The 21,126-nt window shown below is 38.9% G+C and carries 20 protein-coding genes; 15 read left to right on the forward strand and 5 right to left on the reverse strand.

All coding sequences use genetic code 11. The annotated features are described in order from the left end of the window. Window positions 1-112 precede the first annotated feature (112 nt). The 9 genes from IRB43_RS14430 (at window position 113) to pepF (ending at window position 10,809) form a co-directional block, all read left to right on the forward strand. Window positions 113-1,762 carry a peptide ABC transporter substrate-binding protein gene (locus tag IRB43_RS14430; RefSeq protein WP_203364191.1) on the forward strand — a complete coding sequence of 550 codons (1,650 nt, stop codon included), beginning with the start codon at window positions 113-115 and terminating at the stop codon, window positions 1,760-1,762. A gap of 140 nt (window positions 1,763-1,902) precedes the next feature. Next, window positions 1,903-2,832, forward strand: a complete 930-nt coding sequence (gene opp3b / locus IRB43_RS14435; protein ID WP_203364192.1) for an oligopeptide ABC transporter permease — start codon at window positions 1,903-1,905, stop codon at window positions 2,830-2,832. Between the two features lie 5 nt (window positions 2,833-2,837). After that, window positions 2,838-3,860 (forward strand): oligopeptide ABC transporter permease, encoded by a 1,023-nt coding sequence (gene opp3C, locus IRB43_RS14440; protein WP_203364215.1) that lies wholly within the window; start codon window positions 2,838-2,840, stop codon window positions 3,858-3,860. A gap of 23 nt (window positions 3,861-3,883) precedes the next feature. Then, entirely contained in the window at window positions 3,884-4,951 is a 1,068-nt protein-coding gene (locus tag IRB43_RS14445; RefSeq protein WP_203364193.1) for an ABC transporter ATP-binding protein, read from the forward strand. A gap of 1 nt (window position 4,952) precedes the next feature. Then, a complete protein-coding gene (locus tag IRB43_RS14450; protein WP_203364194.1) occupies window positions 4,953-5,885 on the forward strand; it encodes an ABC transporter ATP-binding protein in 933 nt (310 codons plus the stop codon). Between the two features lie 468 nt (window positions 5,886-6,353). Further along, window positions 6,354-6,749: a transcriptional regulator SpxA gene (gene spxA, locus IRB43_RS14455; RefSeq protein ID WP_095479844.1), complete on the forward strand. Its 396-nt coding sequence runs from the start codon at window positions 6,354-6,356 to the stop codon at window positions 6,747-6,749. Between the two features lie 246 nt (window positions 6,750-6,995). Continuing rightward, window positions 6,996-7,652, forward strand: coding sequence for an adaptor protein MecA (gene mecA, locus IRB43_RS14460; protein ID WP_203364195.1), 657 nt, complete (start codon window positions 6,996-6,998; stop codon window positions 7,650-7,652). Between the two features lie 144 nt (window positions 7,653-7,796). Further along, window positions 7,797-8,930, forward strand: a complete 1,134-nt coding sequence (locus IRB43_RS14465) for a competence protein CoiA (RefSeq protein ID WP_203364196.1) — start codon at window positions 7,797-7,799, stop codon at window positions 8,928-8,930. Between the two features lie 61 nt (window positions 8,931-8,991). Continuing rightward, window positions 8,992-10,809 (forward strand): oligoendopeptidase F, encoded by a 1,818-nt coding sequence (gene pepF / locus IRB43_RS14470; protein ID WP_203364197.1) that lies wholly within the window; start codon window positions 8,992-8,994, stop codon window positions 10,807-10,809. 537 nt (window positions 10,810-11,346) lie between these two features. On the opposite strand, the gene IRB43_RS14475 is transcribed toward pepF, so the two are convergent. The 4 genes from IRB43_RS14475 to IRB43_RS14490 all read right to left on the reverse strand — a co-directional run bounded on the left by IRB43_RS14475 (window position 11,347) and on the right by IRB43_RS14490 (window position 14,056). Beyond that, entirely contained in the window at window positions 11,347-12,141 is a 795-nt protein-coding gene (locus IRB43_RS14475) for a ClpXP adapter SpxH family protein (RefSeq protein WP_203364216.1), read from the reverse strand. A 59-nt stretch (window positions 12,142-12,200) separates the two neighbouring features. Continuing rightward, the gene (locus IRB43_RS14480) at window positions 12,201-12,599 is read right to left on the reverse strand and encodes a globin domain-containing protein (protein WP_203364198.1); all 399 of its coding nucleotides are present in this window, start codon (window positions 12,597-12,599) and stop codon (window positions 12,201-12,203) included. A 223-nt stretch (window positions 12,600-12,822) separates the two neighbouring features. Further along, entirely contained in the window at window positions 12,823-13,452 is a 630-nt protein-coding gene (locus tag IRB43_RS14485) for a lytic transglycosylase domain-containing protein (protein WP_203364199.1), read from the reverse strand. 13 nt (window positions 13,453-13,465) lie between these two features. Continuing rightward, the gene (locus tag IRB43_RS14490; RefSeq protein ID WP_203364200.1) at window positions 13,466-14,056 is read right to left on the reverse strand and encodes a CYTH domain-containing protein; all 591 of its coding nucleotides are present in this window, start codon (window positions 14,054-14,056) and stop codon (window positions 13,466-13,468) included. 156 nt (window positions 14,057-14,212) lie between these two features. Here IRB43_RS14490 and IRB43_RS14495 point away from each other — a divergent pair, with 156 nt between their 5' ends. Genes IRB43_RS14495 through IRB43_RS14510 form a run of 4 tightly spaced genes read left to right on the forward strand, consistent with a single transcriptional unit; the run spans window position 14,213 to window position 16,976 of the window. After that, on the forward strand, window positions 14,213-14,581 hold the full coding sequence (locus IRB43_RS14495) for a UPF0738 family protein (RefSeq protein ID WP_203364201.1): 369 nt from the start codon (window positions 14,213-14,215) through the stop codon (window positions 14,579-14,581). A gap of 36 nt (window positions 14,582-14,617) precedes the next feature. Beyond that, window positions 14,618-15,262: a GTP diphosphokinase gene (yjbM, locus tag IRB43_RS14500; RefSeq protein ID WP_203364202.1), complete on the forward strand. Its 645-nt coding sequence runs from the start codon at window positions 14,618-14,620 to the stop codon at window positions 15,260-15,262. Window positions 15,263-15,282: 20 nt separating this feature from the next. Continuing rightward, on the forward strand, window positions 15,283-16,077 hold the full coding sequence (locus IRB43_RS14505) for an NAD kinase (protein ID WP_094834650.1): 795 nt from the start codon (window positions 15,283-15,285) through the stop codon (window positions 16,075-16,077). Then, complete coding sequence (locus IRB43_RS14510; protein WP_203364203.1) at window positions 16,077-16,976, forward strand: RluA family pseudouridine synthase; 900 nt, start codon at window positions 16,077-16,079, stop codon at window positions 16,974-16,976. The genes IRB43_RS14505 and IRB43_RS14510 overlap by 1 nt, the downstream gene beginning before the upstream one ends. Before the next feature lie 107 nt (window positions 16,977-17,083). Here IRB43_RS14510 and prpE read toward each other — a convergent pair whose 3' ends face one another. Next, the gene (gene prpE, locus IRB43_RS14515; protein WP_203364204.1) at window positions 17,084-17,821 is read right to left on the reverse strand and encodes a bis(5'-nucleosyl)-tetraphosphatase PrpE; all 738 of its coding nucleotides are present in this window, start codon (window positions 17,819-17,821) and stop codon (window positions 17,084-17,086) included. 139 nt (window positions 17,822-17,960) lie between these two features. Here prpE and IRB43_RS14520 point away from each other — a divergent pair, with 139 nt between their 5' ends. Both IRB43_RS14520 and fabI read left to right on the forward strand, forming a co-directional pair. Continuing rightward, window positions 17,961-19,814 carry a monovalent cation:proton antiporter family protein gene (locus IRB43_RS14520; RefSeq protein ID WP_203364205.1) on the forward strand — a complete coding sequence of 618 codons (1,854 nt, stop codon included), beginning with the start codon at window positions 17,961-17,963 and terminating at the stop codon, window positions 19,812-19,814. Window positions 19,815-20,251: 437 nt separating this feature from the next. Further along, window positions 20,252-21,028 carry an enoyl-ACP reductase FabI gene (gene fabI, locus IRB43_RS14525; RefSeq protein WP_203364206.1) on the forward strand — a complete coding sequence of 259 codons (777 nt, stop codon included), beginning with the start codon at window positions 20,252-20,254 and terminating at the stop codon, window positions 21,026-21,028. Window positions 21,029-21,126 lie beyond the last annotated feature (98 nt).

The following is a 21,126-nucleotide window of genomic DNA, read 5'->3' on the forward strand; positions in this document are numbered from 1 at the left end:
ACATTGTAAATAAAATATAAAATAATTATTGCAAAAAAGTTAAGATGGTTTATAATTAGTTATGAAATCTTCTGAATAATCAGGAAGATATTATCAGTGAGGGGGTTACTAGATGAAGAAAAAAAGTACAGCTCTTTTTCTTGTGCTTCTGCTCGCAATGAGCACTTTTCTAGCTGCTTGCGGCGGCGGTGAAAAGAAGGAAAGCACAGAAGGAGAAAAGACAACGAGCAAGAATAAAAACGTATTAAATTTAGTTGAAACACAAGATATTCCATCTCTAGATTCTGCTTTAGCAACAGATGCTGTTTCTTTTATTGTTATGAACAATACAATGGAAGGACTTTACCGTTTAGGAGAAAACGATAAAGCGGTTGAAGGGATTGCTGAAGGCGAACCAACAATTAGCGAAGACGGTAAAACGTGGACGTTTAAATTAAGAGATGCTAAATGGTCTAATGGAGATCCCGTCACTGCGAATGACTTCGTATTTGCTTGGAGACGAGCGTTAAATCCAGATACTGCTGCTGAATACGCTTACATTATGTATGATATCAAAAATGCTCAAGCGGTTAACGAAGGCAAAATGAAGCCAGAAGAGCTTGGGGTGAAAGCAGTAGATGAGAAAACATTAGAAGTTCAATTAGAAAACGCCATTCCTTATTTAAAAGAGTTAACAGCATTCGGAATTTTCATGCCACAAAATGAGAAGTTTGTTACTGAACAAGGCGATAAATTCGGTTTAGAGGCAAACACAACTCTTTATAACGGACCATTCACACTATCTCAATGGAAGCATGAAGACAAGTTCGTTATGACGAAAAACCCTGAATACTGGGATGCAGACACAGTAAAACTTGAAACAATCAACACAAAAATTGTAAAAGACACACAAGCACAAGTGAACTTATATGAAAGCGGAGACGCGGACCGTGTCATTCTTTCATCTGAATTTGTGGACAAGTATAAAGAAAATGAAGGATTCTTTACGCATAAACAAGCGTCAGTTTTCTTCCTACGTTTAAACCAAACGTCTAATGATGTATTGAAAAATGTAGATGCTCGTAAAGCGATCGCAATGGGCTATGACAAAAAAGGCGTTACAGATGTTATTCTAAACAACGGATCTGTACCAGCTGATTACTTTGTACCTGCTAACTTCGTCCAAGGTCCAAAAGGAAAAGATTTCCGTGAAGAGGGCGGTAAATATTTAGCAACAGATTTGAAGAAAGCAAAAGAACATTGGAAAAAAGCGAAAAAAGCAATTGGCAAAGATCAAGTTACTTTAGAGTTATTGAATTATGATGACGATGTGTCTAAAAAAGTTGGCGAATATTTGAAAGAGCAACTTGAATCGAATTTAGATGGCTTAACAGTGAAAATTAAGCAACAACCATTTAAGCAAAAATTAGATCTTGAAACAAAAATGAATTATGACTTCTCTATCGGTGGATGGGGTCCAGATTACATTGATCCGATGACATTCCTTGATATGTTCGTCACAGGTGGAGCTCATAACCAACAAGGTTATTCAAATCCAGAGTATGATAAGTTAATTCAAGAAGCAAAAACAACTCTTGTAATGGAGCCTGAGAAACGTTGGGATAATTTCTTGAAAGCTGAGAAAATCTTGTTAGAAGATGACGCAGCGATTGCTCCAATGTATCAAAGAGCGCGTGCTTACTTACAACGTCCAAACGTAAAAGGTATTCTTCTTCACAATGCTGGTGGAGATTATTCCTACAAATGGGCAGAAGTTCAGTAAGAACATTGTAAATATATAAAAGGGAGGGTATATGCTCAAACAACAAGCATATGCTCTCCTTTTTCCCTGATTGGGCGATATTTATCAGAATTAATCGAAAATAATAAAAATATTACTAATGAGTAAAGGAGGGTTCAAAAGTGTTAAAATACGCGCTGAAACGTTTATTTTATATGCTAATCACTTTGCTGATCATTGCAACGATCACTTTCTTCTTAATGAAACTTCTTCCTGGGTCTCCATTAACAAATCAAGAAAAGCTTTCTCCAGAGCAACAACAAATTATTCTTGATAAATATGGACTCAATGATCCTCTTCCCGTTCAATACGTCAATTATATGACAGGCTTATTCCAAGGAGATTTAGGTTTGTCATTCCAATACGATAACCGTCCTGTTTCAACGATGGTTGCTGAACGTATTGGTCCCTCTGCCTATTTAGGTTTCCAAGCGATTCTTTTAGGGACAGTGGTTGGTATTATTTTAGGATTATTAGCCGCCTTAAAGCATAATACGATGGTTGATTATGCGGCGACGACATTTGCTGTTATCGGCATTTCGATTCCATCGTTTGTATTTGCTGGATTTTTACAATACTATTTAGCCGTTCAACTGGATATGTTCCCAGTTCTAGGATGGGAAGGCTTCTCTTATACGGTGTTACCAACGATTGCTTTATCGGTATTTGTTATTGCGACGGTTGCCCGTTATATGCGTTCAGAATTACTGGAAGTATTAAATTCTGATTATATTATGCTGGCTCGTGCCAAAGGAATTAGTTCAACGGGAATTATGATAAAGCATGCTCTTCGTAATGCATTGATTCCTATTATTACATTACTTGGCCCGCTTGCTGTTAATATTATGACTGGTTCGCTTGTTATCGAACGTATCTTCGGTATTCCGGGTTTAGGAGATCAATTCGTTCGTTCAATTATGACGAATGACTTTACTGTAATTATGGGTGTTACAATTTTCTATAGTGTACTATTTATTTTTGTTGTCTTTGTTGTTGATATTCTATATGGAGTGATCGATCCACGTATCCGTATAAGTGGAGGGAAGAAATGATGAACATGGACAAATTACAAACGAACGATCAACTTTCTAACGACCTTTTCCAGCCTGCGGATAGACGTGAGAATGAGGCTGAGAAAATTAGCCGACCAAGCTTAAATTTTTGGCAAGATTCTTGGTTGCGATTAAAAGGAAATAAAGGGGCTATCGTCGGTCTTATTTTAATTATCTTTATTTCATTTATGGCCATTTTCGGACCTTCAATGAACAAATACACATATAAACAGCAAAACATTGCTCATGCAAAACTGCCACCGAAAGTGCCAGGGCTTGAAAATGTTAGTTGGTTGCCATTTGACGGAAAAGATAAAGACGGCTTTGATATGTATGAAGCAAAAGGTGTAAAAGAATATTACTGGTTCGGGACAGATGATTTAGGACGTGATTTATGGACAAGAACTTGGTATGGAACACGTATTTCGATTTACATCGGAGTGCTCGCAGCTGTCATTGACTTGATAATTGGAATTGCTTACGGAGGTATTTCAGGTTTTTACGGCGGACGAGTAGATAGCATTATGCAACGGATTATTGAAATTCTAGTGGGAATTCCTCATTTAATTGTTGTTATTCTATTTATTCTCGTGTTTGAACCGGGTATTTTCTCGATCACGATGGCGATGGTTATCACTGGTTGGGTCAGTATGGCAAGGATTGTACGTGGACAATTTTTAAAATTAAAAAATCAAGAATTTGTATTAGCTTCACGAACGCTAGGTGCGTCTAACAGCCGTTTAATTTGGAGACATTTAATGCCAAACGTGATGGGGCCAATTATCGTCACAACGATGTTTACGATTCCAAGCGCGATTTTCACAGAGGCGTTCTTAAGCTTTATTGGTCTAGGGATTTTACCGCCGGAAGCTTCACTTGGTTCGTTGGTAAATGATGGATTTAAATCATTACAAGTTTATCCGCATATGTTACTCGTTCCATCAATTGTCATCAGTATGTTGATTTTAAGCTTTAACTTACTAGCTGATGGATTGCGAGATGCACTCGATCCGAAAATGCGTAAATAATAGAAGGAAAGGAGAAAACAACAATGGATAAAGTACTTGATGTGAAAAATCTGCATGTCTCCTTTGATACGCATGCGGGTGAAGTGAAAGCTGTGCGCGGTGTAGACTTTCATTTAACAAAAGGAGAGACATTAGCGATCGTAGGTGAATCAGGCTCTGGAAAGTCTGTAACGACGAAAGCGTTAATGAGATTGATTCCAAATCCGCCAGGGCGGATTAAAGAAGGACACATGCTGTTTGAAGGCAAGGATTTAGTGAAAGTGTCTGAGAAGGAAATGGAGAAGATTCGCGGGAAAGAAATCTCAATGATTTTCCAAGATCCAATGACTTCATTGAATCCAACAATGATGGTTGGAAAACAAGTCATGGAGCCGCTCATTAAACATCAAAAGATGAGCAGGGATGCAGCGAGAAAACGAGCGGTCGAGCTATTAAGCCTTGTGGGCCTTCCGAATCCAGAGGGACGAATGAAGCAATATCCGCATCAATTTTCTGGCGGTCAGCGCCAACGTGTCGTTATTGCGATTGCTCTTGCCTGTAACCCGAAGATTTTAATTGCTGACGAACCGACAACCGCTCTTGACGTAACGATTCAAGCGCAAATTTTAGAGTTAATGAAAGATTTACAGAAGAAGATTGATACATCCATTATTTTTATTACCCATGATCTCGGTGTTGTGGCCAATGTGGCTGACCGAGTAGCAGTCATGTATGGGGGACAAATTGTTGAGACAGGAACAGTAGATGAAATATTTTACGATCCGCGTCATCCATATACGTGGGGACTGCTTTCCTCTATGCCGAGCTTAGAAACATCGGAAGAAACGCAATTGTATGCTATTCCAGGGACACCACCAGACTTATTAAATCCACCGAAAGGGGATGCGTTTGCCCTTCGGAGTGATTACGCCTTGAAAATTGACTTTGAGCAAGAACCACCAATTTATAAGGTGTCTGATACTCATTTTGTGAAATCTTGGCTGTTGCATCCTGACGCGCCTGCGGTTGAGCCGCCGTTAATGGTGCAACAGCAAAGGCGTCCAATGCCGGGCAATTATGATAAGCCTGTATTGTTTGAGGAGGCACGCTAAGATGGCTGAAAAATTATTAGAAATTAAAAATCTAAAACAATACTTTAACGAAGGTAAGCCGAACATGGTGAAAGCCGTAGATGATGTTTCCTTTGATATTTACCGTGGTGAAACGCTTGGGCTTGTAGGAGAATCAGGCTGCGGAAAATCAACAACTGGTCGTACCATTATCCGCCTATATGATGCAACTGACGGTCAAGTGCTGTTTGACGGCAAAGATGTTCATGGCAAAAAATCTAAATCAGAGTTAAAGCAATTCAACCGAAAAATGCAAATGATTTTCCAAGACCCTTATGCTTCACTGAATCCGCGCATGAAAGTAGCAGATATTATTGCGGAAGGCATTGATATTCATGGGTTAGCAAAGACGAAAAAAGAGCGTCTAGAGAAAGTGTATGAGCTACTTGAAACGGTTGGATTGAATCGGGAACATGCGAATCGTTATCCTCATGAGTTCTCTGGCGGTCAACGTCAACGTTTAGGAATTGCTCGCGCTTTAGCTGTTGAACCGGATTTCATCATTGCCGATGAACCAATCTCGGCACTCGATGTATCGATTCAAGCACAAGTTGTCAACTTACTGCAAAAGCTGCAAAAAGAAAAAGGATTAACATATTTATTTATTGCCCATGATTTATCAATGGTGAAATATATTAGCGACCGGATTGGTGTTATGTATTTCGGTAAACTAGTGGAGCTGGCGCCAAGTGATGTGCTATATGAAAAACCACTTCATCCTTACACGCAATCCCTTCTATCAGCGATTCCACTGCCGGATCCGGACTATGAGAGAAATAGAGTGAGAAAAACGTATAATCCGAGCGTGCATCAGTATACAGAAGCAGATGATGTGCAAATGCGAGAAATTGCACCTGGTCATTTTGTTTATTGTTCAGAAAAAGAAATGAAGATGTATCAAGAATCTTATAAATAAGTTGAAAAGCAGTCCGATGATGTTGATCATTAGGCTGCTTTTTTTTCGTGAAAACGTATCGTCTTGTTTATAAATAGAAAGATGGAGAAAGGTGTGGGGAACTTTTTGCTTTCATTCAGCAAGAGCAGAAAGATAATATATTAAAAAAATGTCAAGATGGCTGTTTTGCATGGCTGATTCAACAATGATTGAAATGACAACTATCATTTAGGCAAAATAAATGAAAAAATTGATGTGTAAATGTTTAACTTTCTTCTGTTTAGGGTACATGTATATTAATAGCAATACACATATCTTTTAAAATTATTATTACAAAGTAATGAAAAGTATATTCAACAATCTTCTGTTCATGGTATAATACATATCGTAGCCTTGTTTAAAGATTTGATTTAGAAATCTGTATGAACGAAGATTCCTCATGATAAACAACTGGTATTATATTTTATTTTTAAGGAGTGTGATTGAGGAATGGTTACTCTATATACATCACCTAGTTGTACTTCATGCCGTAAAGCGAAAGCATGGTTAGAAGAACATGAAATTCCTTACGTTGAAAGAAATATTTTTTCTGAGCCTTTGAGCATCGAAGAAATTAAAGGAATATTGAGAATGACTGAAGATGGTACGGACGAAATCATTTCGACTCGCTCTAAGATCTTTCAAAAATTAAATGTGGATCTTGAGATGTTGCCGTTGCAAGATTTGTTTGAATTAATTCAAAACAATCCAGGATTGTTGCGCCGTCCGATTATTATGGATGAAAAACGATTGCAAGTCGGCTATAACGAGGATGAAATTCGTCGTTTCCTTCCAAGAAAAGTTCGCACATTTCAACTTTTGGAAGCTCAGCGGTTGGTCAACTAACATGGATAAAATCCCTCATGCGATTGTGTGAGGGTTTTTATTTTTTTAATAATTTCTCTTGAAATAATGAAAAGATTCAGATAGAATTGCCACACATCAATATTTTTCTAATCTTTATATTTTCTTTTATGGCTCTTTTGTCATACAATAATTATAAGGTGAATGTATATCACCAAGGCATTGTGGGAAATGCCTAATAATAAGGGGGAATCCTCAAGTACCCTTAGACGGAAGGGAGAGGTAGTTATGGAAATTGAGCGCATTAATGATCACACAGTTAAGTTCTACATTTCTTACGTTGATATAGAGGAGAGAGGCTTTGATCGTGATGAGATTTGGTATAATCGCGATCGCAGTGAAGAGCTTTTCTGGGATATGATGGAGGAAATTCACGACGAAGAAGGATTTACTGTCGATGGGCCGCTGTGGATTCAAGTTCAAGCTTTAGATAAGGGATTAGAAATTTTAGTCACTCGAGCTAATTTAACGAAAGATGGACAGCGTATTGAACTGCCGCTTCCTGGAGATAAATATCGGGATTTTCCGGTAGATGACCGTCTTGAAGAATTTTTGGATGAACACTTTACTGTCAATGAAGAAGAGACGGAGGAGACGGCTTTAGAGTTTCTGCTCGTATTTAATGACTTTGAAGATATTATTCAGTTGAGTAAACGTTCAGATTTAGATGATCTCTTCACGCAGCTCTATTCTTTTAATAACAAATATTATTTGTATGTTGAATTTGATGAAGAAGATTTTGACGAAGAGGATATTGAGGATACACTCAGTATTCTTTTAGAATATACTCATGAATCAGGAATGACGATCCATAGACTTCAAGAGTACGGAACATGTGTAATGGAAAAAGATGTATTCCAGACCGTCCGTCAATACTTTCATTAATAAGTTCGCTGATTTCAATTTGAAATCAGCGTTTTTTATTGTTCCAAGCAATGGGGGATATTTTGATATGGTTTTTTAAACAGGAATTCATTAATAAAAGTCGAATATTAATGTATAGACTAAAAATAAGGAGTGAGTAAAAGAATGCTTGTTGCATTAGACTCAAATGGACAGCTAGTTAATCTTGCACAGAAGCAGTCGCAGGAGCAATTGGATTTATTAAGGAAATCTTCATATTACTGCCCTCAATGTCGTTGTCCGGTCATTTTTAAAGCAGGAGCGATTAAAATTCCCCATTTTGCCCATAAACACACTTCTACTTGTTTCTCTTTTTCAGAACGTGAATCAGAACGTCATTTGAAAGGAAAGGCGGATTTGTATGCTTGGATTAGTCATAATAGCATAGCTCAGCTAGAGCCATTTCTTTCTTCGCTTTCTCAACGGCCCGATATATTGGCTGCCAATAAAATTGCCATTGAATTTCAATGCTCACCTCTTTCTACGCACCTATTTATAGAGAGGACAAATGGTTATCTTGAAAATGACTACTTACCTTTTTGGATATACGGTGGTCCGCCCATTAAAAGGCAAGGCGGCTATTTTAAATTGACAGCATTCCATCGGTTGTTTATTCAATATTCACCTGATTTTGGCTTCTGGCTTCTCGCTTACTGTCCAGAGAAAGAAATATGCACTTTTTATTCACGGCTGACTCCGCTTTCTTCTTCGTTATATACAGCTTCTGTACAAAATATTCCGCTTTCTCGTTTATCCTTCCCCCCTTTATTTTCCAAACCTTCATCGAATTTAACATTTTCCCTTGCTCATTGGCTAAAGCAAAAGCATCAATGGATTCACAAGCAACTTTATTTTCAACAAGGGAGGTATCACCCTTTTTTAAGTGATGTCTATGAGTCAGGGAACAATCCATTTTTATTATCGGAATGGGTGGGAATTCCCATTCGATATATGGCCCTTTTCAAAAGTCATCCGTTAGAGTGGCAATTTTATTTATGGAAAGAAGGTCTTTTGCATAAAATAGAGGAAGCAGTAGCTTGTTTAGAGAAATATGTGGAAAAAGGAAGGTTACAGTTAAATGTATTTCCGCTGCTTCAATCGCCTAATTTACATCAGTTGGTTGAAGAATATCTTTCCTTGATACAAATGGCTAGTCCTGAAAGTTTACAGAGCAGTTCTCATACTTATAAACAAATGGAAAGAGAAAAAAGGTTTAGCGAACAATATGAAGAATTGATTATTAACCGGCTTTTCCTTTGAATTTCGGCAGGCGAAATACTATGATAAAGTAGTGAAACAGTAGATGTAGGAGGGGTTTTCGATGACAAACGAGCAAGCGGTAAATCAATTACCTTCAAGAAGTGAGGTCCCAGAGGAATTAACGTGGAAGCTAGAAGATATTTTTTCGAGTGATGAAGTCTGGGAGAAAGAATATGAGGAAGTGAAGCAGCTTTCGAAGAAAGCGCAAAGTTTTCAAGGAACACTTGGAGAGAGCGCAGAGCAGCTGTATGAATTTTTCACTTATCAAGATCAATTATTAGAACGGATGGGGAAGTTATATACGTATTCCCATATGCGCTACGATCAAGATACAACCAATGCGCATTATCAAGGAATGGATGATCGAGCAAGAAATTTATATACACAAATTGCTAATGCTTTATCATTTGCTACGCCTGAATTGTTGGCGATCGATGAGGAAAAGTTGAAAACATTTGTCGATAGTCATGAATTATTACAAGTGTACAAGCAAGCTATTGCTGAAATTAATTTGCAGCGTCCGCATGTGTTATCGGCCGCTGAAGAAAGTTTGCTCGCTCAAGCATCAGAAGTGACTTCGGCACCTAGTAATACATTTGGTATGTTAAACAACGCGGATCTTGAATTCCCAACAATTAAAGACGAGAATGGAGAAGAGGTGCAAATCACGCACGGACGCTTTATTCAATTATTAGAGTCTGATGACCGCCGCGTGCGTGCAGAAGCGTTTAAAGCAGTCTATGAAACGTATGGAAAGTTTAAAAACACATTTGCGAGTACGCTGAGCAGCCAAGTGAAAAAAGATAATTTTTATGCGCGCGTTCGTCATTATAATAGCGCGAGAGAATCTGCTCTTTCTAACAATCATATTCCAGAGACGGTGTATGATAATTTAGTATCAACGGTCAATAAAAATTTACATTTGCTGCACCGTTACATTAAGCTGCGTAAAAAAGTGTTAGGTGTCGATGAACTGCATATGTATGATCTTTACACACCGCTTGTGAAGGATGTAAAGATGAAAATTAGCTATGATGAGGCAAAAGAGTATATGATCAACGGTCTCGCTCCGTTAGGGGAAGAGTACATCGGTATATTAAAACAAGGGTTAGACAACCGCTGGGTGGATGTTGTTGAGAATAAAGGTAAACGAAGCGGTGCCTATTCATCTGGTGCGTATGGGACTAATCCATATATTTTAATGAATTGGCAAGATAATGTGAACAACTTGTTTACGCTTGCTCATGAATTTGGTCACAGCATGCATAGCTATTATACACGCGCGTCTCAACCTTATGTGTACGGCAATTATTCTATCTTTGTAGCAGAGGTGGCTTCTACTTGTAATGAAGCACTGCTTAATGATTATATGTTAAAAAATCTTGACGATGAGAAGAAGCGTTTATATATTTTAAATCATTATTTAGAAGGTTTCCGCGGCACCGTCTTCCGTCAAACAATGTTTGCTGAATTTGAGCATTTGATCCATGAGAAAGCGCAAAATGGAGAAGCATTAACAGCTGATGCTTTAACAAGCGCTTATTATGAATTAAATAAAAAATACTTTGGTGAGGATATGGTCATCGATGAAGAAATTGGCCTAGAGTGGGCGCGAATTCCACACTTCTACTACAATTACTACGTCTATCAATATGCGACTGGTTTCAGTGCAGCTACAGCTTTAAGCGCTCAAATTTTAGAGGAAGGCAAGCCAGCTGTAGATCGGTATATTAATGAATTCTTAAAAGCAGGCAGTTCAGATTTCCCAATTGAAGTACTGAAAAAAGCGGGAGTAGACATGAACACAGCCGCTCCAATCGAAGAAGCATGCAAAGTCTTCGAACAAAAACTAGAAGAAATGGAAAACCTGTTGTCTTAAAAGCGAAGCCGACTGTTATGGGGCGACACGCACAAAAAAGTCTCTGTTATCTGGAGACTTTTTTGTGTTTTCTATTGAACAAGTAGACGGGAAAAAAGAGCACGATGAAAAGAAGAGGGGCTGTTACATATACAGGGTATAATCTCATTAAACCTAATAAATTAAATAAAAAAGCGATCATGATCAAGCTAACATAGAGCCAAAAGGCGAGCCATTTCATGCTTTCTCCCTCCTTTATAGTGTGCCAGTTTATGTTAGTTTACGCTTACTATTCCATTGTTATGACAAATATGTGAAAGGTTATACAAAGTGTTGTCAATCGACATTGAAGGTGATAATATAGAAAACGTGAAGTTGATCACAAGCAAACATATACCCCTTTGTTTGACCGTGAAAAATTTCTCCCATCCCCTTTGTTCGTTAGAAAAGACCTTGTAGCTGATACAAGGTCTTTTCTTATTTTATCCAAACTAAACAAACAGCGCCTCGAGATCATCAGCTAAGCTTACATTCTCGAGGCGCTGGCATTTTTGGATTTCATCCCTCTATATACTCCCAAAAAGATCCGTACTTTGCTGTGATTTTGCGGACTTTTCGTTGCAATTGGAGCTTTTTCATAGTCATTTCTACTTCTTTGATCGATAAATTATATACTTCACTAATTTCTTTTGTAGCGACTAGGCGAAAGTACTGCAAAAACTCCTCTAAAGACGGCGGGGAAAGCGGCTCTGGCAGTTCTTCAAGCATTTCTTGAAGAATTTGAACATAAATCTCATAAGAGTAAAGACCCGAAATTTTAATACCTTCTTCCTCAATATTTTCGTTAAAGAAAACGAGAGTCGGTACTTCCTCTACATCCATTTCTACTGAGATTTTCATATCGCATTGAAAAGCTTTCGCTGCGCTAGAAGAATAGATGTCGTTTAAAAACTCTGCTTTATCTAAGCCTGATTGATCCGCGCAATTAGTTAATACAGTCAGATCAGCAACATTTTGATTTTCCAAAAACAGAACTTCCTGCAATTTCCGCAAGAAACGGCTGCCACTTCGTCGCCCTTGTAATTCGGCCGCTTTAATAGCAATAGATGCGATAAAAGGAGAAGAGATTGGGTTATCCATCCAAAGGTTTCCATCACAAGACATTCCTGTTCTAGCAGCAGTCGTTTGCCATTCTTTAGCGATACTATTGCATCTTTGCTTTTGAAAGTTCAGTGTGGACAATTTTCCAGTTAATACTTTTTTTAAACTGAAATAATGACCATATTCAATTTGCAGCTTTCGAATAATGGGCTCTAGTGCCCAGCATTCTGGGCATAGAGGGTCAACAAACATATAAATTTCCAATGGTTTTTGTTGAGTTGAACAAATCCTGTTAAGTAATTCAGCCGGCTTCAATCTTCTTCACCTAGTTCTTCGGGTTGGTTAGTCATATGATGAGCGGTCAACTCCAGGCGATGGTAAAAGAATTCGCGAAACTCACCATCTATTCCGGTTTCATCCATCGCTTCTGCCATGCATTGAAGCCAAGCATTTGCCCTTTTAGGGGTAATCGGAAAAGGCAGATGACGAGCACGAAGCATCGGATGACCATGCTCATCTGTGTATAAAGGTGGTCCGCCTAAATATTGAGTTAAAAACTGTTTTTGTTTACGAGCAGTTTCTGTTAGATCATCAGGGAAAATTGGAAATAAGTCAGGATGCTTGCTTACTTTTGAGTAAAACAGATCGACAAGCTCCGAAAGTTTCGCTTCTCCGATAAATTCGTATGGTGCTATTGATTTTTCGGCCATACCAATAACTCCTTTTTTCCTTGTAGTAGTAAATTTATTTTAACAAGGGGAATGGTATAACACAAACAAAGTGCCTACTCAAAAATATTTCATTGATTTTTAATCAGACTATCGTAGAGGGGGACAAAGCCGATAAAAAAGTGCTGAGCGACCTTTGTCGTTCTCGTATAGGATAAATCACTAGAGAGAATCCTATACGAGGACGGCTGAAGCAGCTTAGCACTTATGAGTAGTAAGTATTGGTTACTTTTTGTACATAGTTTTGTGTTTCTTTAAACGGAGGGATGCCTCCATATTTTTTTACATTACCTGGTCCAGCATTATAGGCAGCTAGTGCGAGTTTAATGTTTCCATTAAATTGATCTAGCATTTGCCGTAAATATTTTGCCCCGCCAAAGACATTTTGTTCAGGGTCAAATGGATTCGCTACACCGAGGTAGCGGGCAGTCGCTGGCATTAACTGCATCAAACCTTTTGCTCCTGCGTGGCTCACTACATTTGGATTGAAGTTCGATTCTTGCTTGATGACTGCTTGGATCAGCTTTTTAGGGACATTATATTTCTCGGCTGCTCTTGCGATAATGTCATCAAAATCAGTTTTCATTGGTTTGCCGCCTGGTTGGATCACGTCAGCACCAGGTTTGGTAGGCAGCAGTTCTGCCAGGGGCATTGCCGCTCCTGGAAGTGACGGAGAAGCTCCGTTTTCCAGCTTTAGCCCTTGCATTAATGCTTGCTGCAGCACCGCACCGAATATTTGTGCTGGATTCGTTGGTGTAAGGGGACTAGTAGGAAACATGGACATGCCTTGCATCATGCTTGTTTGAATCATCGTTTTAAAAAAATCGTTACTCATTGTTTCGCTCCTATCATTCCTCGTTTAATTGGCGTAATTTTTCTAAATAGAATCTTTTAACTTTATTATCGGTTATTCGCCTAGGAATTTGAAATTGTTTTAGTAAATCGTTAAATGTTTTTTTACCGCTTTCTTCTTCTTTTACTTCATATTCTAATTCATAATCTTCTTTTCCTAAATAGAAACTGTTGTCAAATGTGAGAATTCCTTCTTTATAAAGGATTTCTGCTCTTCTCGTTGATAAAGTGCCGAAATGCTCCAGTTGATCTTTTTCGGTTAACAGAGGTTGCAGAGCTTCTTTAACCATTCCTTCTGGCCATATGCTTTTTTGCATTAATGCTTCTGCTTCTTCTTTTTTCAGGATTTGATTCGTCTCTAGCAGTCCCACTTTTGCTGGCTGTTTGAGGGTCAGTTCAAATGTTGCTTCTTTCTCGCGAATGCGAAGGGCACATCCGTGCTTTTTTAAGTGAAAAGATGCTGTATCTAAGTAGTGATTATGCTGCAAAGCAAAATCTTCTTCACGTACATGAAAGGCTTGAATTAATTGAGAAAACTCCTTCTTTTCCAATAAGTTTTTAAACTCGATTTCTACTTGCTGACTCATATGAGCATCCTCTTTTCATCTAGTTTCTTCATTACTTCTTATTCTAAAGGTGAAGTGTCTATATTTGAAAGGAAAAGATGTGTTAAAATATAAAATGGGTTTTTTCGATGAAAAGTATAAAATGAAAAAGCAGCCAGAATTGAAGGGGGAATTAGGATGAGAAAGACAATCCATTTTACAAGAGCGGAATGGAATGAGAAAGAAGTCGGTTTACTTTCAGAGCATCCAGTCTCATTATCTAAAGTAACAGCCAGCGGACAAATGATTGTGGACTCAGATCAAAAAGCATTTGTTTATTTAGCAGAAGAAAATGATGAATTCATTTATTTATACATACATGAAAGTGTTTGGGAAGAGTTACAAAAGGCAATGAAACAAGAAGTGGATCTGTTTGCGATTGGATCGGATAGTCGTCTTTCATTAACCCAATGGCAGGAAGAGCTCTCCTATTTAATTAGTAATATTGAAGGCAATAGCAACTATGGAGAAGAGATGGTTGAGGCTGTGGAGAAAATCTTTTTGTAAGAATAACAATGCCACTATGTCTGAGAGGGAAGATAGATGATACGTTGGGATGAGTTTTTATCACCTTATAAACAAGCAGTAGAAGAATTGAAAATTAAGCTGAAAGGGATGCGAACCCAATTTGAGCTTGAGGATGAGCATTCTCCAGTTGAATTTGTTACTGGTCGTGTGAAGCCGATTGCGAGTATTCTTGAGAAAGCATATGACAAGGGCATTCCATTTGAACATTTAGAAACAGAAATTCAAGATATTGCTGGCGTACGAATGATGTGTCAATTTGTAGATGATATAAAAAAAGTGGTGCAAAAACTGCGCATGCGCAAAGATTTTACGATCATTGAAGAAAAAGATTATATCTCTCACAAAAAGCCAAGCGGTTACCGCTCTTATCATTTAGTGATTGAATACCCTGTTCAAACCATTAATGGAGAGAAGAAGATTTTGGCTGAAATTCAAATTCGTACGTTATCAATGAATTTTTGGGCAACAATTGAACATTCTTTAAATTATAAATATGATGGACAATTCCCTGACGAAATTAAAATGAGATTGCAGCGAGCGTCAGAGGCTGCTTTCAGGCTCGACGAAGAAATGTCTCTGATTCGTGAAGAAATTAAGGAAGCTCAAGCTTTTTTTACAAAGAAAAAAGAACAAACGAATGATCACAGGAAGAATGAATAAATGGAAAAAGGGTGGCTGAGATGAAATTTGCAATTACGTCTAAAGGCGATGCGAAGTCCAATGCTTTAATGCATAAAATTCGCACTTATTTGCTTGATTTTAAGTTAACGTATGATGAAAAGCAGCCGGATATTGTCATTTCTGTTGGAGGAGATGGCACATTATTGTATGCCTTTCATCGCTATAGTTCTAGGCTTGATAAAACAGCGTTTGTTGGTGTTCATACCGGCCATTTAGGCTTTTATGCGGACTGGGTGCCTGATGAAATTGAAAAGCTCGTCATTGCCATTGCTCGTACACCTTATCAAATTATTGAATACCCTCTGTTAGAAACGATTATTCGCTACCAGCATGGCGGCAAAGAAACCCGTTATTTGGCATTAAATGAATCGACCGTGAAAAGTGTAGAAGGCACACTTGTGATGGATGTAGAAATTCGCGGAGATCACTTTGAGAGATTTAGAGGTGATGGGTTATGCGTATCCACTCCTTCTGGAAGTACGGCCTACAATAAGGCACTTGGCGGAGCCATTTTACATCCTTCTATTCGCGCCTTGCAGTTGGCAGAGATGGCATCCATCAACAATAGAGTATTTCGTACAGTTGGTTCTCCACTCATTTTGCCTGCACATCATACATGTATGTTGCGGCCTGTTAATCGACCAGATTTTCTTGTCACCATTGATCACTTAACCTTGCTTCATAAAGATGTAAAGTCAATTCAATATCGAGTGGCTAATGAAAAAATTCGGTTTGCCCGTTTTCGTCCATTCCCATTTTGGAAGCGAGTGCATGACTCGTTTGTCAGCAGCTAATGGATCGGAGGTTTCGTTTAACTTGGACGGTGAAGCAAGAAAATCAAGGTCAGATATTACGGGACTTTTTAGCTGGTAAAGACATTTCTAAGCGAGCGTTGACGGATATTAAATATAATGGGGGTCAAATTTTAGTCAATGATCGAGAAGAAAATGTGCGTTATACGATTAAAATGGCTGATCGGATTGAGTTGATCTTTCCCCGGGAAATACCAAGTGACGGCATGAAAGGAGAACATTTGCCGTTGTCGATCGTTTTTGAAGATGACTATGTTCTCGTTACAGTTAAACCTGCGGGGATGAATACGATTCCTTCAAGAGAGCATCCCACAGGCAGTTTGGCCAATGCGTTAATCGGCTATTATGAACGACAAGGAATTGAAGCAACTGTTCATATTGTGACAAGGCTCGATCGTGATACATCAGGCCTTGTGTTAATAGCGAAACATCGCCATATTCATCATTTATTATCTGAGATGCAAAAAAGGCGGCTTATTTCTCGCTCGTATACCGCTCTTGCTTCCGGTATATTTTCCAACACAAAGGGCATAATTGAACAGCCTATTGGTCGGAAAGAAACGAGTATCATTGAACGGGAAGTAAGAGCAGATGGCCAATATGCTTGTACCAAATATAAAGTGTTAGCCCAATATGAGACATTTGCTCAAGTCCGGCTGAAGCTAGAAACTGGTCGAACTCACCAAATACGTGTGCATCTTTCACATGTCGGACATCCGTTATTAGGTGATGATCTGTACGGTGGTCCAATGGAGAAAATCAGACGCCAAGCTCTTCACTGCAGTGATTTAGCTTTTCGTCATCCTATTACTCACGAAGATATGCAGTTTCATTTGCCTTTTCCTGCTGACTTACAGCAAGTGCTGAATAGTGAAAGTTAAAGAAAGCGGCATGAAGATCGGAGAAATGGCTGTAAAGTCGAAGAAAGCATCGCGAAGGTAGAAGAAACTCATAGCAAAGCCCGCCAATCCGATTCGGCGGGCTTTTTTCAATCAAAGCTTCGCAATTTTTCTGGAACGAAAGGCATAGATGATGGAACAGAGATAATTTCTTTTTCAGGATAACGAAAAGCCGATAATTTTCCGCCAAAGACAGCGCCTGTATCAATATTGGCTGTATGATGAATAATTCGTACTTCTTTTGTTGGGGTATGCCCGTAAATGATCCAAGGCTGCCCTTGATATTGTTTTGCCCAGTCGCGCCGCACGGGGGAACCGTCCGAGTGTTTTTCGCCAGTAATGTCACCATATAAGACAAATGTTTTGACTTTAGATGTGAATGTGCCGATGTCTTTTTCACGGATACCAGCATGTGCAATAATCAATCGCCCTTCATCTAATATTTGATAAAGGGGGGACTGTTCGTAAAGATTCATGAACTTTTTTTTCACGCGTTTAAAATCGCGATTGTCTAATTGTTCAAGCTCAGCCACAGTGGTTTCTAATCCATGTGTTATTTGAACCTTGTTCCCGCAAAACCAGCGGTATAATTTATTGCAATGGTTTCCAGGTGCGTAATAAGCTAATTGTTTTTCCCATAAATCATGAACCACTTCGATGACTTGAATGGAGGAAGGTCCGCGATCGGTTAAATCACCAACAAAACCGAGTAGTCTTCCTTGAGGATGAAGAGGGAGTCCACTGTCCCATGAATAGCCAAGCTTAGTAGTCAATTGTTTAAACTCTTGAAAGCACCCATGAATGTCTCCAACGATATCGATATTCATACCTACATCTCTCCTTTAATAAATAGTTTTTCCTAGTTAAAACTTAATATAAGATTAACCTTTTTTGAAAGACAACTTCAAATGATTTTGATAGTATAGTGATTACAGCATCGCTCAGGCGCGGGAAAGGAGAGAATTTATGGAAGAGAGTACATCGTTATTATCATTACTAATTGTTGTTGTGGCTGCTTTTTTCACGCCGATCTTATTGCATCGATTGAAGTTAAACTTCATTCCGGTTGTTATTGCAGAAATTATTGTCGGTCTGATTTTGGGAAAAAGCGGCTTTGATATAGTGGAACCAGATGCTTGGCTAGAGATTTTATCAACTCTTGGATTCCTTTTTCTTATGTTTTTAAGCGGTCTTGAAATCGATTTTTCTGCCTTCTCTACCGATAAAAAACAAAAGAAAAAGTCATCGAAAGCAATGGAAGAACCTAATGCTTTTGTCGCAGCAACTGTTGTATTTTTAGGCATTCTCGTTTTATCGTATGGATTGTCCTATTTGTTTGTATTATTAGGCTTAATAGAAGACGCGTTTTTAATGACATTAATTATTTCAACCATTTCATTAGGAGTGGTTGTGCCAACGTTAAAAGAAGCTCACTTAATGAAAACGGTTATTGGACAAATCATCTTACTTGTTGCGGTAATTGCTGATTTGGCTACAATGATCTTGCTCGCTGTCTATGTATCCGTCAATGGTACAGAAGGCGGAAATACGTGGTTGCTCCTCGTTCTCTTTGGAGTTGGAGTTCTTCTTTACTTTATTGCCAAAAGATTCAAAAACAATCCGTTTTTTGAAGTTTTATCAACGGGTACGGTGCAGATTGGCACGCGAGCAGTCTTTACATTAATGCTCGTGCTTGTGGCTCTTTCCGAGTATGTTGGCGCTGAAAATATTTTAGGTGCTTTTCTAGCCGGGGTCCTAGTTTCATTGCTGGCACCTAACAATGAATTGATTCGTCAACTCGATTCATTCGGATATGGATTTTTAATTCCGATTTTCTTTGTTATGGTAGGGGTGGAACTGGAATTATGGTCGCTTTTAAGCGATAAAAAGACACTGTTGCTTATCCCTTTACTAATGTTGGCGTTTTTCATTTCTAAGGCATTGCCTATTTTATATTTAAAAAAATGGTATGATATGAAAACGATTATGGCATCAGCCTTCCTATTAACATCGACATTGTCTCTTGTAATCGCAGCAGCAAAAATTGCCGAACGGCTAGGCGTTATTACGTCCCAAATGACTGGCACGCTAATTTTAGTCGCAGTTATTACATGTTTAATTACTCCGGTTATTTTTAAGAAACTATTCCCGCCTTATATGAGAGAAGAAAAACAGCTGAAAGTAGCTTTTATTGGGGCTAATCAATATACAATGCCGATCTCTAAAGAGCTGAAATCTTCGCTGTACGACACCGTTGTTTACAGGAAGAAGCCGGAAGTGCAAGAGGGGAATTTAAGCAAATCAGTCTTTGATATTATTGAATTAGACGAATTATCAGTGGATTTATTGGCTGAACAACAGGTGTTCGATGCCGATATTCTTGTGATTACAACTGGGAATGAAGCACATAATGTGCATCTGGCTCTTGAAGCGAAAGAGCGAGGCGTGGAGCGGATTATTGTGCATGTGGAAAGGGAAGAACAGGAAAAGCGCATGACCGAAGTAGGCATTGAAACCTTCTCTTATTTCCTTTCTTCCAAGGCGTTATTAAGGGCCCTTATTGAATCGCCAAGCATTATTAACATTTTAACGAATAAAGAGACATCTCTATATGAAATTGAACTGCATAATGCTGATTACGAGGGCATCTCACTTCGAAAATTCCCGTTCACCGGAGACGTCATCTTCGTGCGGATTTTCCGTGGCAAAGATTCCATCGTTCCTCACGGGGATACAGAGCTACAACTCAATGACCGCCTCATTGTCACCGGAACAAAAGAATACGTAGACGAACTAAAACGCGAACTAGAATTTGATTAAACGAAAAGCGGAGCCGACTGTTCAGACACGACAAGCAAATGATAGAATGACGGAATGGCGTTCTTCAGCCATGCAGTCAGGCTGGCATTTGACTCGAGTGTCTAGGAGGCAGAGCTGGACAAGAAAAGCGTAAGGTGCTGTTTAGCGACGTATGGACTGGAGCCAACCGTATGAGATAAAGGAAACACGATGAACGGCAGTGAATCGATGTTGACTTATCGTAAGGAGGATGGTGGAAGTCCACTAGTCGCTGGCGCCTGCAGCTGGACAAGAAAAGCGAAGCCGCCTGTTTAGACACGACAAGCAAAAGAACTCTTAAAGCAACAAGCATGATAGACTTTAAGGGTTCTTTTTTTATTCATTGCTTTTCATTTTCAGCAATTCCTGTTAATATTATTACTAGGTACTAATAACTTGTAATAACAGGAGGAACGAATATGACGCTTTCATTAGCTGGAAAAACATTTGTTGTAATGGGTGTAGCGAATAAAAGAAGTATTGCTTGGGGAATTGCGCGTTCTTTACATGCAGCAGGTGCTCGCCTCATTTTCACATATGCAGGGGAACGCCTTGAGAAAAATGTCCGTGAATTAGCAGAGACACTAGAAGGAAATGAATCTATTATTTTACCATGTGATGTGACGATTGATACAGAGATCGAAAAATGCTTTGCGCAAATTAAAGAAGAGGTTGGCACGATTCATGGTTTAGCTCACTGTATTGCATTTGCGAATAAAGAAGATCTAGAGGGCGAATTTGTTGATACGTCTCGTGATGGATTCCTCCTTGCTCATAATATTAGCTCGTATTCATTAACGGTTGTGGCAAAATATGCGAAACCGTTAATGACAGAAGGCGGCAGCATCGTTACATTGACTTACTTAGGAGGCGAGCGTGTAGTGAAAAACTACAATGTTATGGGCGTAGCGAAAGCTTCTTTGGATGCTAGCGTTCGCTATTTAGCAGCTGACCTTGGCAAAGATGGCATTCGCGTTAACTCTATTTCTGCTGGCCCGATCCGTACATTAGCGGCAAAAGGAATTAGCGATTTCAACTCGATTTTAAAAGAAATTGAAGAAAATGCACCATTGCGCCGCACAACTACGCAAGAAGAAGTTGGAGATACAGCTGTATTCCTATTCAGCGATATGTCTCGTGGAATTACTGGGGAAAACCTTCATGTTGACTCTGGTTTCCATATCATTGCACGATAAAAGTAAGAGGAAAACCCGCCCATTTGATCTGACCCAATAAAGTTAGACAAATAATTTTAGGCAGCTTCCAAGACTTGAGTTCGGTATTCTACTGGGCT

Source organism: Bacillus sp. REN10 (assembly GCF_016820555.1).
GTDB lineage: Bacteria > Bacillota > Bacilli > Bacillales > Domibacillaceae > Bacillus_CE.